Below are 12,881 nucleotides of genomic sequence, written 5' to 3' on the forward strand. Positions count from 1 at the left end.
AACCAGCCGGTCCGGGCGGCGGCCGGCTTCGCCGCCGGCCCGTCCGGGGTGGCCGGGCCCGGCCGGGCGGCTTGGGCGGTCTGGGCGGTCGTCACTTGGCGTACCCCGCCTTCTTCACGCGCACGAGACCGTCGCCGTAGACGCGCACGCCCGCGACGTCCTTCCCGGCGACGACGTAGTTCTTCTGGCGGTAGAGGTAGATCAGCGCGTGCGCGTCGTTGACGCGGCGGGTCACCTCGTCGTAGATGCGGGTGCGTTCGGCCGGGTCGGCCTCGGTGCGGCCGCGCTCGACGAGGGCGTCGATCCTCTTGTCGGAGAGGCCGTAGGCGTTCATCGCGCCGCGGGTCTGCAGGAAGCTGGCGATGTTGCCGTCCGGGTCGAGCCGTCCGGACCAGCCGCTGTTGAAGGCGGTGTAGTGGCCGTCGTCGGTCTCTTCGAGCATGGTGGCGTACTCGGTCGGACGCAGGGTGACGGCGAAGCCGGCGTCCTTGGCCATGGCCTGGACGACCTGGCCGATGCGGCTCCACTCGGGGGTGGTGGAGATCTTCAGCTCGACGGGCACCGGGGTGTCGACGCCCGCCTGCCTCAACAGCCGCTTGGCGGCGCCGACATCGCGCTTGGGGCACCGGGAGGCCGGGACGCCCGGGGCGAGGGCGGACTCCGGTGAAACGGGGCCGCAGGCCGGCTCGTACATGCCCTGGAAGACGACCTTGTTGATGAGGTCGCGGTCGATGGCGAGCTCGAAGGCCGCGCGGACGCGGACGTCGCGGGCCATCGGGGTGTCGATGCGGCCGGGCCGCTCGCCGAGCCCCTTGACGTTGCCGACGTTGATGCCGATGCCCTGGTAGCCGAGCGAGGGTGAGTTGAACAGCTGGAGCTTGTTGTCGGTGAGGGCGCTCTTCACGTCGACCGGCGCCATCTGGTCGCCGACCTGGAGGTCGCCGGAGCGCAGGTTGGCGAGGCGGACGCTGCCGTCGGGGATCGGCTTGTAGACCACCTTGTCCAGGTGGACCGCGTCCGCGTCGTAGTAGTGCGGGTCCCTGGTGAGGACGATGCGGTCGCCGCCGACGCGTTCGGCGAACTTGAACGGGCCGACGCAGGACGGGTGGTTGGTGAAGTCCTTGCCGTACTTCTTCAGCGCGGCCGGGGACATCACCATCCCGGCGCGGTCGGCCAGGACCGCCGTGAGCGGGACGTAGGCCTGCCTGAGGGTGAGCCGCACCCGGTACGGGCCGACGGCCTCGGCGTCCTTCAGCGGGGCGAGTTCGGTGGCCCGGGCCGAACCGGCGAGGTCGCGGTGGCGCAGCAGGGAGGTGGCGACGGCGGCCGCGTCGAGCTTCGTGCCGTCGCTGAACCGCGCGTCCTCGCGGACGTCGAAGGAGACGGTGCGGCCGTCGGCGGAGACCTCGGGCAGGGCGGTCGCCAGCTGGGGCACGACCTCGCCGTCCGCGGCCACGTCGTAGAGCTTCTCGCACATCCCGGCGAAGACGGTGCGGCCGACGAGGGTCTGGGCGAGGGTCGGGTCGAGCTTGTCGGGGTCCGCGTTGAGGGCGACCGTGAGGGTGCCGCCGTCCCGGACGGGCCGGTCGTCGGTCATCCGCTCCCCGCCGACCTCGGTGGCCGAGGACTGCAGGGAGCCGCAGCCCGCCGTTGTGGACATCACCAGGGCAACTGCCGCGAGGGCAAAGGCTGTTCGGCGCACGAGGGCATACCTCCGCCAGGAAAATGGCTCCGCGGGTCCCTGCCCGGGGCACGGAAACCTGTGGGCGATCAAGGAATACCGCAGAACGTATTTCGCATACAGTCCGCAGGACAAGGGGGTTGTCCGGATGCCGGACGGGAAACGATGAAGATTGAATAACTGGACGCGACATAGAGGGACGGGCGGGGCAGAACGCTCCGGCGGGCCCGGACCCCGGGACGCGCCCCCCTACAACGCCGCGGGGCCCGGGCCGAGTGCGTGACTCGGCCCGGGCCCCGGGGGTCCTCCTCCTACGCGACGGTCAGCTGTCCACCCAACCGTGCTTGCGACCGCTCTGCACCAGTTCGCGGCGGACCGCGAGGATCTGCTCCCCGGTCAGTGAGGGAGCGGCCCGCAACAGCAGTTCGGTGACCTCGTTCGTGAACTCGTCGACGCGCAGCACGTCACACATCACGTCGTCGCCGTCGACCGCGCCCCGGCCGGGCGCGGGCGCGGTGGCCCCCTCGGCGAGCTGCACGGACGAGGCCTTGGGGCCCCGCTCGCCCTCCTCGATGTCGAAGGCGACCTTCAGCCCGGTGCGCAGGTACGACTCGGGGATGAGGAGGTCGTTCACGTGCAGGAAGACGTCCTCACCTCCGTCGTCCGGCGCGATGAATCCATATCCGCGCGCTCCGTCGAAGCGCACCACACGACCAGCGACCACGCCGACCCCCAACCACCACGGCGGACCCGTGTCCGCACCCTCCAGCAACTGCTGCGGATACTAGAGCCTGTCCGCCCGGCGCCGGGCCGTGGTCCCGTCCGGGGGCGCCGCGCCGGCGCTCCGCGGGGCCCGTGCCGTGACCAGACCGGACTCGTAGGCGAACACGACGAGCTGGGCCCGGTCGCGGGCGCCGAGCTTGGTCATGGCACGGCTGACGTGGGTCTTCGCCGTGAAGGGGCTGATCACCATGTGCGCGGCGATCTCCTCGTTGGTCAGGCCGCGTGCGGCCAGCGCGGTGACCTCGCGCTCGCGCGGGGTGAGGCACTCCAGTCCCGGCGCGGTGGCGCGGTCCGGGGGCCGCGCCACGAACGCGCCGATGAGGCGGCGCGTGACCGACGGCGAGAGCAGGGCGTCACCACGCACGACGACCGCGATCCCGGTGAGCAGGTCCGCCGGTTCGCTGTCCTTGAGCAAGAAGCCGGAGGCACCCGCGCGCAGCGCGTCGAAGACGTACGCGTCGAGGCCGTAGTTGGTGAGCATGACGACGCGGACCGCGGCCAGGGCGGGGTCCGCGGCGATCCGCCGGGTCGCCTCGATGCCGCCGGTGCCGGGCATCTGGACATCCATCAGCACCACGTCCGGGACGCGCCGGCGGACGACTTCGACACCGGCGTCCCCGTCCACCGCCTCCCCCACTACCTCGATGCCGTCCTCCGCGTCCAGCAGCGCCCGGAAGCCCGCGCGCATCAGCGCCTGGTCGTCGACGAGCACGACGCGGATCACGGGGCGGCCCCCGGGACGGCGCCGTACCCGGTGTGCCGGTCGTGCGGGGCGAGCGGTCCTGCGGGCGGGCCCGCGGCCGGTGTCCCGGTGAGCGGCAGCCGCGCGTGCACCTCGAAACCGCCGTCCGCGCGCGGCCCCGCGGCGAGCGTGCCGCCGAGCGCGGCGACCCGCTCGCGCATGCCGGTCAGGCCCGTGCCCTCGGTGACCGGCCGGGCCGGGGACGCCCCTCCGGTGTCCGTCACCCGGACCGTCAACGCGGCCTGCTCGTAGCCGAGTCGGACCTCCGCCCCGGCTCCGCGGCCCGCGTGCCGCGCGACGTTCGTGAGGGCCTCCTGCACGATGCGGTACGCCGCCCGGTCCAGCGGGGCGGGCAGCGGGCACTCGGCGCCGGTCACGGTGAGGGCGACCGCGATGCCGGCCGAGCGCGCCCGTTCGACCAGCAGCGCCGGGCCGCCGGTGGGTTCGTCCGTGCGCAGCACGTCCAACGTGGAGCGCAGTTCGCGCATCGCCTCGCCGCTCGCCTCCTGGATGGCGAGGAGCGCGGGCGGTACCTCCTCGCCGCGCTTGCGCGCGAGGTGGACGGCGACCCCCGCCTGGAGTTTGACGATCGAGATGGAGTGGGTCAGCGAGTCGTGCAACTCGCGGGCGATCCGCAGCCGTTCCTCGCCCGCGCGGCGCGCCGCCGCCTCCTCCCTGGTGCGCTCCGCCTCCAGGGCGCGTTGCTCCGTCTGGTGCAGATAGGCCTGCCAGTTCTTGTCGGCGAGCCCCGTCACGACCGCGCACAGGAACCAGCCCGCGAGCAGCGTGCCGCGCGTCGCGGCGCCGTCCCCCGCGAGTGCGTCCCGCAGGACGTACGTGGTGAGGAAGGCCCCCGCGGCGGCGGCCGCGAGACCCCGGTGCCCCGCCCGGGCCGCCGCGTGCACCGCGCCGAGCACGGGGAACGCCGCCCAGGGCCCGGGGTGGGCGTGCACCACGTACGCGGTGGCGAGGGCGGTGGCGGCGAGCAGCACGGCGCGGGGCGCCCGCCGGTAGCCCGCCAGGGCCACCGCCGACGCCGTCATCAGGACGTGGTCCAGCGGAGTCGGCCCCTCGTTCCCGAGCGCCGCGGCGAGAACGACGACGACACAGGCCACGCCGGCCAGCACGCCGTCGCCGAGGTACCCGCGCCAGGAGGACGGGGGCCCGGCGGCCTGAGCCGAGGGGACCTGGACCCTTGTGGCCTGCCCCGCGTTACTCAGCCCCACAGCGCCCTGCCCCGCCGAGGCCCGTCTCGTCCCGCCCGGCACCGACGCGCCCGGGCTCGCCGCGTCGCCCCGTGTCGTCCCCGCGTCCCCCGTCATGTCCCGAAGGCTAGGTGGCGGCGGCCGGGGTGGGCGTCCGTCGTGAGGACGGCTCGGGGGGCGTGGGTACTCCCCCGGGAGTAGCCGGAGGTGGGCTCCGGCGGACGACGCCCGCGGCCGGGGCGCCGGGTGAGGCTGGACGGGTCCGCGCAACCCTGGCACCACCGGCCCGAGGAGCCCGCATGTCCGGCCCGTACCGCTACACCCGACCGCCCTCCCCCGCCACCGCCACCGGCACCGCCGCCGCGGTCTGGGCGCAGACCGCGACCGACTTCGGCATCGCCCGCCCCTCGACGCTCGTCGTCCTCTCCTCGGCGCCCGAACTCCTCGCCCCTGCCTGGGCGTTGCTGCGGGAGTCGCTCATCGCGGGCAGCGGCGCGCGCGCCGACCGTGAGCTGGTCGCGGCCGGCGCCTCCCAGGCGAACCGCTGCCCGTTCTGCGTCGACGCGCACGCCGTGCTGCTGCACGCCACCGGCGACCACGCGCTCGGCGAGGCGGTGGCGGCCGGCGCGGCCCCGCGCGACGAGCGGGCGGCGCAGCTCCTGGCCTGGGGGCGGGCCACCCGTGTGCCGGGGGCGCCGGAGCTGGCGCCGCCGCCGTTCGCCGCCGCGGATCTCGCCTCGCACCTCGGTACCGCGCTGGCCTTCCACTTCATCAACCGGATCGTCTCCGCGCTGTGCGACGAGAACCTGCTGCCCGGGGGCGCCCAGCGGCTGCGGGCGGTCCGTTCCCTGGCCGGCCGGAGCGTCTCCCGCGTGGTCCGCGCCGCGCACACCCCGGGCGCGTCACTGCCGCTGCTCGACGCGCCGGGGCCCGGCCCGCACTGGGCGGCCGGCACCCCGGTGGGCCCGGCCTACGACGCGCTGCGCACCGCGGCGACGGCGGGCGCGGGTCTGCTGACCGACGCCGACCTCGGCCTCGTCCAGCAGACCGTCGCGCGCTGGGACGGCTCGCATCCGGCGCCCGGCCCCGGCGGGCTGCCGGACCGGGCGGCGCGGCCGGGGGCGCGCCTTGCCCTGCTCGCCGCGCTCGCGCCGTACCGGATCACGGACGAGGACGTCGCGGCGTGGCGCGGCCCGCGGACCACCGACGGCGACCTGGTCCGGCTGATCGCGTACGGGGCGTTCGCGGCCGTCGACCGGATCGAGTCGGCGCTGCCCGCGCCGGCGCCGCGGGAGTCGCGGTGACCACCGCCGAACCCCGCAAGGTGCAGGCCTGGAACGGTCCGTCCGGTCACCCCTGGGCCACCCGTCACCGCCGCTTCGACGCGCTGCTCGGCGAGGCCGACGAGGTGCTGTTCGCGGCCGCCGCGCTCGCCCCGGGCGACCGGGTCCTGGACCTCGGCTGCGGCGCCGGGGCCACCACCCGCACGGCGGCCCGGCTCGCGGCGCCGGGCCACGCGCTGGGCGTGGACATCTCGGTGCCGCTGATCGAGCGGGCCCGCGCCCGCGCGGCCGAGGAGGGGGTGCCGGGGGCGGCCTTCGAGGCCGGGGACGCCCAGAAGCATCCGTTCGCGCCGGGCGGCTACGACGTCGCCATCAGCCTCGGCGGGGTGACGTTCTCCGGGGACCCGGTGGCGGCGTTCGCGAACGTGGCGCGCGCCCTGCGCCCGGGCGGCCGGCTCGTCCTCGTCTGCCCGCGCCCGCCGGACGCGGCGGCACAGGGGAGCACGGCGCTCACCGGGTTCACCCTGGGGCCGGCCACGGGCGCACGGGACGCGGCGCCCACCGCGCCCGACCCCGCCGCGCGCGCCGCCGGCGCCGCGATGTCCTCCCTGTCCGAGCCGTACCGGATCAACGCCGTGCTGCACCGCGTCTTCGAGCGGATCGCGGTCCGCCCGGTGGACGTCCGCACGTGGTGGGGCGACGCGCCCGCCGACGCCGACGCCACGACGTCCACCCTCGCGCGGGCCCCGGCCCGCGCCGGGGTGTGGCTGGTGCAGGCCGTACGCCGGGACGATGCCGGTGCGTGATGCCGGGGTGACGGAAGTGGCGGTATCGCGGCACAGGAACTCATGTGACACTGGCGTCCCCCACTCCGCTGCTACGTAAGGGACGTACTGCGTGCGTTCTCTCCCGCTGCCGGTCACCCTGACCGCCCGGCTGCTGCCGGTCGCCGTGCTCGCCTGCGCGGGCTGGGCCTGGTCCTCGGGGCCGATGTCCGACACCGCCCCGGAGCACAAGGAGCCGGCGCCGCAGCCGTCCGCGTCGCGCGGCCCCAGCGAGAGCGTCGCCGCGAAGACCTACGCGAAGCCGCCCGCCCCCTGTGCCACCGTCACGGCCGGCACCGTCACGGCGCTCGTGCCGGGCGCGAAGGCGGCGGGCAAGGAACTCGCGGCGACCGACGAGTCGGTGCGCCGCGGCTGTTCCTGGAGCGCGCTCAAGGAGTACGACTACCGCTGGCTCGACGTCTCCTTCGAGGTCAAGGGGACCGACGCCCTCGCCAAGGAGGACTTCGCCTCCGGCGCGGACGCGGGCGGCACGGCGCAGGACCTCGGGGACCAGGCGCGGCTGACCACGGGGATCACCACCAAGGACAAGCAGCAGACCCGGGAGGCCGTGGTCACGGTCCGGGTCGCCAACGCCCTGGTGACCGTCACCTACAACGGCAGCGACTTCGAGTCCAAGGGCGCGCCGTCCGCGGCGACCGTGACGAAGGGCGCCCTGCGGGCCGCGGGCGACGCCGTGACCGCGCTGCGGGCGGCGGGCAAGGACGCGGCGCAGGCGTCCTGACCTGTACGCGGCGCAGGCTTTTGACCCGCGCGCCGTGCGCGGCGCCGCGTCCCGGACCGGTCAGCGCCCGCGCAGCGTCACCGCCTCCCCCGGCTCCAGCACCACGTCCCGGGTGCGGCCGTCGAGGACGACGCGGGTGCGGCGGCCGCCGACGCTGCGGATCGTCGCGGTGCGCACCCGCCCGCGCCGCCATGCCACGTCGACCGTGAAGCCGCCGCGCGCTCCCGCGCCGGTGAGGGAGCCGGACGCGGCCCAGGCGGCGGGGAGGGCGGGCAGCAGCTCGATGTGGCCGGGGCGCGAGTGGACCAGCATCTCCAGCATCGCCGCCGGGGTGCCGAGGTTGGCGTCGATCTGGAAGATGGCCCGGGTGTCGGAGACCCGGTACATGTCGAAGAGGTTCATGGCGGTACCGGTGTCGCCGCCCGACCAGGGGCGCAGGTTGGTGAGGACCAGCCGGTAGGCCTTGTCGGCGTCCTTCAGGCGGGCCCAGCACGCCGCCCGCCAGGCGCACGCCCAGCCGTAGCTCTCCATGCCGCGCGAGGCGAGCAACTCCTGTGCGCCCGCCAGGAGTTCGGGGTCACCCGCGTCGGGGCGGATGCGGTCGCCGGGGAACAGGTTGATGAGCGGCGACAGGTGGCGGTGGGTGGTCTCGCCGAGGTCGTCCGCGCCCATCCACTCCTCCAGGCGGCCCGAGTCCGGGCTGACCCGCGGGAGGTGGAGGCGCTCGCGCAGCCCTCGTACGCGAGCGGCGTACGCGGCGTCGCGGCCGAGCACCCGGCACGCCTCCTCGTACTGGCCGAAGAGGGTCCACAGGAGTTCCTGGGCGTACGTGATGCCGCGGGCGTCCTGGGGGCCGTGCTCGGGCGACCAGTCGTGGTCGTCGACCAGCACCTCGCGGCCGTCGACCGTCATGGTGACCAGGCGCGCCTCCCAGAACTCACAGGCACCCTTCAGGAGCGGCATGATCCGGGCGAGGTAGGCGCGGTCCTGGGTGAACTCGTAGTGCTCGTACAGGGAGGCGCACAGCCAGGCGTTGCCCGCGGGGTGCCACCACCAGCCGAGGCCGCCGTAGGGGTTGGTGGAGAAGGCGACCGTCCAGCCGGCGACCTTCCCGCTGGTGTTGCGGTAGCGGTTGCGGGGGTCGTTGAACTGCTTCTGGGTGACGTCACTCCAGGCGGGGAGCTGGGCCAGGCAGTAGTCGGCGAGGGCGGGGAAGGTGGCGCCGAGGCCGGCCCGGTCGGCCAGCCAGTAGTTCATCTGGATGTTGATGTCGGTGTGGTAATCCCCCATCCAGTCCGGGGTGTTGCCCTCCAGCCAGAGCCCCTGGAGCCCCATGGGCAGCCCGTCGCGCGAGCCGCAGATGGTCAGGTAGCGGCCGAACTGGAGGTAGCTCGCCTCCAGTTCGGGGTCGGGCCGTGCGCCGTCGGCGGCGCGGGCCTTCAGGCGTGTCCAGGTGTCGAGCCGGCGCTGTCCGCCGCCGGAGCGGCCGAGGTCGAGGGTGAGCCGGTCGTAGCGGGAGCGGTAGTCGGCGACGTGGGTGTCGCGCAGCTGCCCGGCCGGTGTCCGGGCGGCGGCGCGGGCCTTGTCCCGGGCGAGGGCGAGCGGGTCGGCGGCCGGGTCGCGCCAGCCCGCGGCGTGGTCGGGCGCGTAGTCGGTGCCGCCGCTGACGACGAGCGTGACCTCGGTGCAGTCGGTGAAGGTGACGCGGGTGCCGGTGGCGGCGATCCTTCCGTCCCCGGCGGCGGTGACGGCCGCGGCGTAGCGCAGCCCGTTGCCGAGCGCGGCGGAGAAGGAGGCGAGGTCGCGGTCCTTGTCGACGCCGGTCGTCTCGCCGTGGGTGCCGGAGAGGATGACGGCGCCGGTGAGGGAGCCGCCGCCGCTCTGGCGCAGCCGGACGACGATCGTGTCGTCGGGGCCGCTGGCGAACATCTCCCGCACGTAGCGGACCTTGTCCTTGGTGTACGCGGTGGTGACGAGGCCGTTGCTGAGGTCGAGGGTGCGGCGGTAGCCGGTGACGGCGGAGCGCTCGTGGCCCGGGAGGCTGATCATGACGCGGGCGAGGAGGGTGAAGCTGCCGAAGTCCTCGCGTCCGTAGGGGAACTGGCCGTCACCGTCGAGGGTGGTGTTGGCGCCGCCCGTCCACAGGGTGGCGTCGGTGACGTGCAGGAGTTCGCGGGCGGGGTCGGCGCCGACGAGCGCGCCGAGCCGGCCGTTGCCGAGTGGCAGGCCCTGCTCGATGAGGAGGTCCTCGTCGGCGGGTTCCGGGTACCACAGGGTCGTCGCCTCGGCCGCGGGGACGAGGGGTGAGGTGGCCGGGCGGTGCGGCGCGGCGTGCGCGGTGAAGGCGGGCAGCGTGTTCAGGGCGAGGGCGGTGCCGAGTCCGAGAACCAGGCGCCGGGACGGTCCGTTGCTCATGTGCGGGGCTCCTCAGTGCTGCGGGCGGTCAGGAGAGCTTGACGAGGCGGGAGCCGTGGGCGGGGACGTCCGTCGCGGTCCAGGAGCGGGTGGCCGCGCCGAGGTCCTCGCGGGCGACGACGTCCCGCAGCCGCTGCTTGCCGTGCACGCCCGCGGAGCCGAGGTCGACGGTGATGTCGGTGGCGGTGGAGCCGAGGTTGTAGACCGCGAGGTAGGTGGCGCCGCCGACCCGCTTGGTCCACACCTGCGTGTCGCCCGCGCGGAGCTGCTTCGGCAGGACCGCCGCCTGGTCGACGGCGATGACCTCGGGGTTGGTGAGGATCGCCCTGGCCTTGTCGTCGAGGAACCAGATGTCGCCGCCGACGTAGAGCGGGGACGAGGCCATCGACCAGAACGTCATGACGGTCTGCCGCTCGGTGTCGGTGAGGCCGTCCTGGAGGCCGCTGCCGGTGTTGTTGTTGACCGGCATGGAGTCGAGGTCGGGCAGGTAGCCGGGGGCGCGGAGCTTGGGCAGCCAGCTCGGCAGGTCGGCGAAGCGGTCGTCGACGGAGCTGGTCCAGCTGCTCGTCGTCGCGCAGTAGCACTCGATGTCCGTGTCGACGCGCACGCCGTTGGCGTAGGGCCGCAAGTCCTCGCCGGCCTCCAGGTCGACGGGCCAGGCGCTGGCGGAGAGCCACATGCTGCGGCCGCCGTGGTCGATCGCGGTGGACCAGGCCTTGATGTCGGCGACGTTGTCCTTGGTGACGCCGTCGATCTTGATGAAGTCGACGCCCCAGGAGGCGTACCGGGCGACGATGGAGTCGATGTACTCCTGCGCGCAGGAGTTGCTGTAGTCGATCTTCCAGCTGCCGCCCCACTTGTTGGTCGGGGTCAGCGGCTTCACCGCGATGTCCTGCGCATGACAGTCGGTGCCGAGGATCGGGGCGTTCTTGTCGTAGACCTCCTTCTCCAGTCCGGCGGCGCCGTACAGGCCGAGCTTGAGGCCCTTGCCGTGGACGTAGTCGGAGAGGGAGACCATCCCGCTGGGGAAGCGTTCCTTGTCGGCGTCGGGGATGCCGTGGGCGTCGGTGTGGAAGTTCCAGTCGTAGTCGAAGTTCCAGCCGGCGTCGATGTTCAGGTTCTTGTACCCGGCGGAGGAGAGCTTGCCGCTGAGCGAGTCGGCGGCGTTCTTGATGTTGCCCTCGTTCAGCCAGTGCGTGCCGTAGCCGTCGCGGGTGGCGGACTCCACGCTCCAGCTGCTCCAGCCCATGAAGGGCTTGACGTACGGGGTCTTCGCCTCGGCGGCGGACGGGAGGGCGAGCGTCAGGGGCAGCGCGCAGGCGGCGGCGAGGGCTGCGCGGCGGGTGGATCTGATCACTGGACGTACCTCCAGGAAAAGGGGTGTTCAGGACTTGAGGCCGGACATGGCGATGCCCTGGACGATGTGGCGCTGGGCGACCAGGAACATGACGACGAGCGGGAGGATCGCCACGGCCGTGCCCGCGAACAGCTGGGGCAGGTCGACGGTCTGCGAGGTGAGGAAGCTGGACAGGGCGATCTGCACGGTCCAGCTGCCGGGGTCCTGGCCGATCATCAGCGGCCACAGGAAGGAGTTCCACGCCTCGATGAAGGAGAGCGCCCCGAGGGAGGCGATCATGGTGACGGAGTTGGGCAGGATGATCCGTCCGTAGACGCCGAGGTAGCTCAGGCCGTCGATGCGGCCCGCCTCCTCGATCTCGGCGGGGAAGGACAGGTAGAAGCTGCGGAAGAGGACGACGGCGAACGCGTTGAAGAGGCCGGGCGCGATCAGCCCCCACATCGTGTTGACGCCGCCCATCGAGCCGACCACGACGAAGGTCGGCAGGAAGGTGACGGCCTGCGGGATCATCAGCGTGCCGACGATGAGGGAGAGCACGACCGCCCGTCCTGGCACGGCGATCCGGGCGAGCGCGTAGCCGGCCATCGAGGCGAGCAGCGTGGAGACGGGCGCCGAGACCACCGCGATCAGCAGCGAGTTGACCAGCGACCGGCCGAAGGGGCGCTCCGGGTTGTCGAACAGGGACGTGAAGTTCGCCCAGTTCAGGGAGGACGGCAGCCAGTGCCAGTCGGTGGCCGTGACCTCCGGCGTCGTCATGAAGGCGTTGCGCAGCAGCACGTAGAACGGGATCAGGAAGACCACGGCCATCAGGCACAGCGCCAGGTACGTGGCGGCGGAGCCGAGGACGCTCCCTCGGAATCGGTTCATCGGTTCAGTCCTTGTCGCGGGCGAACCCGAGGATCCGGCCCTGGAGGAGCGTGACCAGCACGATCAGCAGGGTGAGCAGGAAGGCTCCGGCGGAGCCGACGCCGTAGTCCTGGTCCTGGAGCGCGACGCCGTACAGGTGCATGAGTGGGGTGCGCACGGGTTCACTGCCGAGCGAGGCGCCGGTGGAGAAGATCGCGTAGAACTCGTCGAAGGCCTGGAGCGCGGCGATGAGCATGAGCAGCAGGATCGCGACGGAGGTGTTGCGCAGCAGGGGGAAGGTGATGCTGCGGAAGGTGCGCCAGGGTCCGGCGCCGTCGAGGGACGCGGCTTCGTAGAGCTGCGGGGGGACGGACTGGAGACCGGCGATGAAGAGGATCATGTAGAGGCCGACCTGGAGCCACAGGCGCAGGGTGACGAGCACGATCCAGTACAGGGGCGGGCTCTGCGTCTGGATCCACGGGGTGGGGTCGGCGCCGAAGAGCGCGCCCAGGGTGTTGGCGAGGCCGGACGGTACGCCGCTGAACAAGGCCATCTTCCAGATCATCGCGGCGGCGACATAGCTGACCGCCGCCGGCAGCAGGAACGCGGTGCGGAAGAAGGCGCGGCCGCGGCGGACCCGGTTGACGAGGACGGCGAGGCCCAGCGAGGCGGCGAAGGTGAGGGGCACGATGAGCGCGGTGAACAGCACGATCATCGTGAGCGAGTCCCGGAACCGCTCGTCGCTCAGCAGCTCGCGGTAGTTGTCGAGGCCGACCCAGTTCCCGAGGGAGATGGTGCGGCGCGCCTCGCTGAAGCTGAGCAGGAAGCTCCAGCCGATGGCGACGTAGCGGAACAGGCCGAGGCCGAGCAGCATCGGGGCGGTCAGGACGGCGAAGGCGAGCGCCTTGGACTGCCGCTCGGTCAGCCGTCTGCGGCGCGGTGGCGGGACGGGCGCCGGGCGGGCGGCACGCTCGCGGACGGGCGCGGTGCCGGTGGCGGTCAT

Annotated in this window: 11 protein-coding genes; 3 read left to right on the plus strand and 8 right to left on the minus strand. The window is 73.6% G+C overall.

What is annotated here, in order from left to right:
- Positions 1 to 91 precede the first annotated feature (91 nt).
- From ACIBW6_RS08045 to ACIBW6_RS08060, 4 genes are all read right to left on the minus strand, one after another.
- Positions 92 to 1,660, minus strand: coding sequence for an ABC transporter substrate-binding protein (locus ACIBW6_RS08045; protein WP_399058782.1), 1,569 nt, complete (start codon positions 1,658 to 1,660; stop codon positions 92 to 94).
- A 343-nt stretch (positions 1,661 to 2,003) separates the two neighbouring features.
- Positions 2,004 to 2,405: a cold-shock protein gene (locus ACIBW6_RS08050; protein WP_399057912.1), complete on the minus strand. Its 402-nt coding sequence runs from the start codon at positions 2,403 to 2,405 to the stop codon at positions 2,004 to 2,006.
- Between the two features lie 60 nt (positions 2,406 to 2,465).
- Entirely contained in the window at positions 2,466 to 3,188 is a 723-nt protein-coding gene (locus ACIBW6_RS08055) for a response regulator (protein ID WP_399057914.1), read from the minus strand.
- Positions 3,185 to 4,333 carry a sensor histidine kinase gene (locus ACIBW6_RS08060; RefSeq protein WP_399058784.1) on the minus strand — a complete coding sequence of 383 codons (1,149 nt, stop codon included), beginning with the start codon at positions 4,331 to 4,333 and terminating at the stop codon, positions 3,185 to 3,187. The genes ACIBW6_RS08055 and ACIBW6_RS08060 overlap by 4 nt, the downstream gene beginning before the upstream one ends.
- A 377-nt stretch (positions 4,334 to 4,710) precedes the next feature.
- On the opposite strand from ACIBW6_RS08060, the gene ACIBW6_RS08065 reads away from it, so the two are divergent.
- From ACIBW6_RS08065 to ACIBW6_RS08075, 3 genes are all read left to right on the plus strand, one after another.
- Positions 4,711 to 5,715 carry a carboxymuconolactone decarboxylase family protein gene (locus ACIBW6_RS08065; protein ID WP_399057916.1) on the plus strand — a complete coding sequence of 335 codons (1,005 nt, stop codon included), beginning with the start codon at positions 4,711 to 4,713 and terminating at the stop codon, positions 5,713 to 5,715.
- Positions 5,712 to 6,500, plus strand: coding sequence for a class I SAM-dependent methyltransferase (locus ACIBW6_RS08070; RefSeq protein ID WP_399057918.1), 789 nt, complete (start codon positions 5,712 to 5,714; stop codon positions 6,498 to 6,500). Before ACIBW6_RS08065 ends, ACIBW6_RS08070 begins: the two co-directional genes overlap by 4 nt.
- A 91-nt stretch (positions 6,501 to 6,591) precedes the next feature.
- Positions 6,592 to 7,260: a hypothetical protein gene (locus tag ACIBW6_RS08075; protein WP_399057920.1), complete on the plus strand. Its 669-nt coding sequence runs from the start codon at positions 6,592 to 6,594 to the stop codon at positions 7,258 to 7,260.
- Between the two features lie 60 nt (positions 7,261 to 7,320).
- On the opposite strand, the gene ACIBW6_RS08080 is transcribed toward ACIBW6_RS08075, so the two are convergent.
- The 4 genes from ACIBW6_RS08080 to ACIBW6_RS08095 are packed head-to-tail and all read right to left on the minus strand — an operon-like array spanning position 7,321 to position 12,881.
- The gene (locus ACIBW6_RS08080) at positions 7,321 to 9,675 is read right to left on the minus strand and encodes a glycosyl hydrolase family 95 catalytic domain-containing protein (protein ID WP_399057922.1); all 2,355 of its coding nucleotides are present in this window, start codon (positions 9,673 to 9,675) and stop codon (positions 7,321 to 7,323) included.
- Between the two features lie 28 nt (positions 9,676 to 9,703).
- On the minus strand, positions 9,704 to 11,032 hold the full coding sequence (locus tag ACIBW6_RS08085; protein WP_399057924.1) for a glycoside hydrolase family 27 protein: 1,329 nt from the start codon (positions 11,030 to 11,032) through the stop codon (positions 9,704 to 9,706).
- 27 nt (positions 11,033 to 11,059) lie between these two features.
- Positions 11,060 to 11,899, minus strand: a complete 840-nt coding sequence (locus tag ACIBW6_RS08090) for a carbohydrate ABC transporter permease (RefSeq protein ID WP_399057926.1) — start codon at positions 11,897 to 11,899, stop codon at positions 11,060 to 11,062.
- A gap of 4 nt (positions 11,900 to 11,903) precedes the next feature.
- Positions 11,904 to 12,881 carry a carbohydrate ABC transporter permease gene (locus ACIBW6_RS08095; RefSeq protein WP_399057928.1) on the minus strand — a complete coding sequence of 326 codons (978 nt, stop codon included), beginning with the start codon at positions 12,879 to 12,881 and terminating at the stop codon, positions 11,904 to 11,906.

Source organism: Streptomyces sp. NPDC049813 (assembly GCF_044465085.1).
In the GTDB taxonomy this organism is placed as follows: domain Bacteria; phylum Actinomycetota; class Actinomycetes; order Streptomycetales; family Streptomycetaceae; genus Streptomyces.

Bases quoted from the DNA above. Each gene is read 5' to 3' on its own strand.
- ACIBW6_RS08045 (WP_399058782.1), bottom strand. From the start codon at position 1,660: ATGTCCACAACGGCGGGCTGCGGCTCCCTGCAGTCCTCGGCCACCGAG.
- ACIBW6_RS08065 (WP_399057916.1), top strand. From the start codon at position 4,711: ATGTCCGGCCCGTACCGCTACACCCGACCGCCCTCCCCCGCCACCGCC.
- ACIBW6_RS08090 (WP_399057926.1), bottom strand. From the start codon at position 11,899: ATGAACCGATTCCGAGGGAGCGTCCTCGGCTCCGCCGCCACGTACCTG.
- ACIBW6_RS08080 (WP_399057922.1), bottom strand. From the start codon at position 9,675: ATGAGCAACGGACCGTCCCGGCGCCTGGTTCTCGGACTCGGCACCGCC.
- ACIBW6_RS08095 (WP_399057928.1), bottom strand. From the start codon at position 12,881: ATGACCGCCACCGGCACCGCGCCCGTCCGCGAGCGTGCCGCCCGCCCG.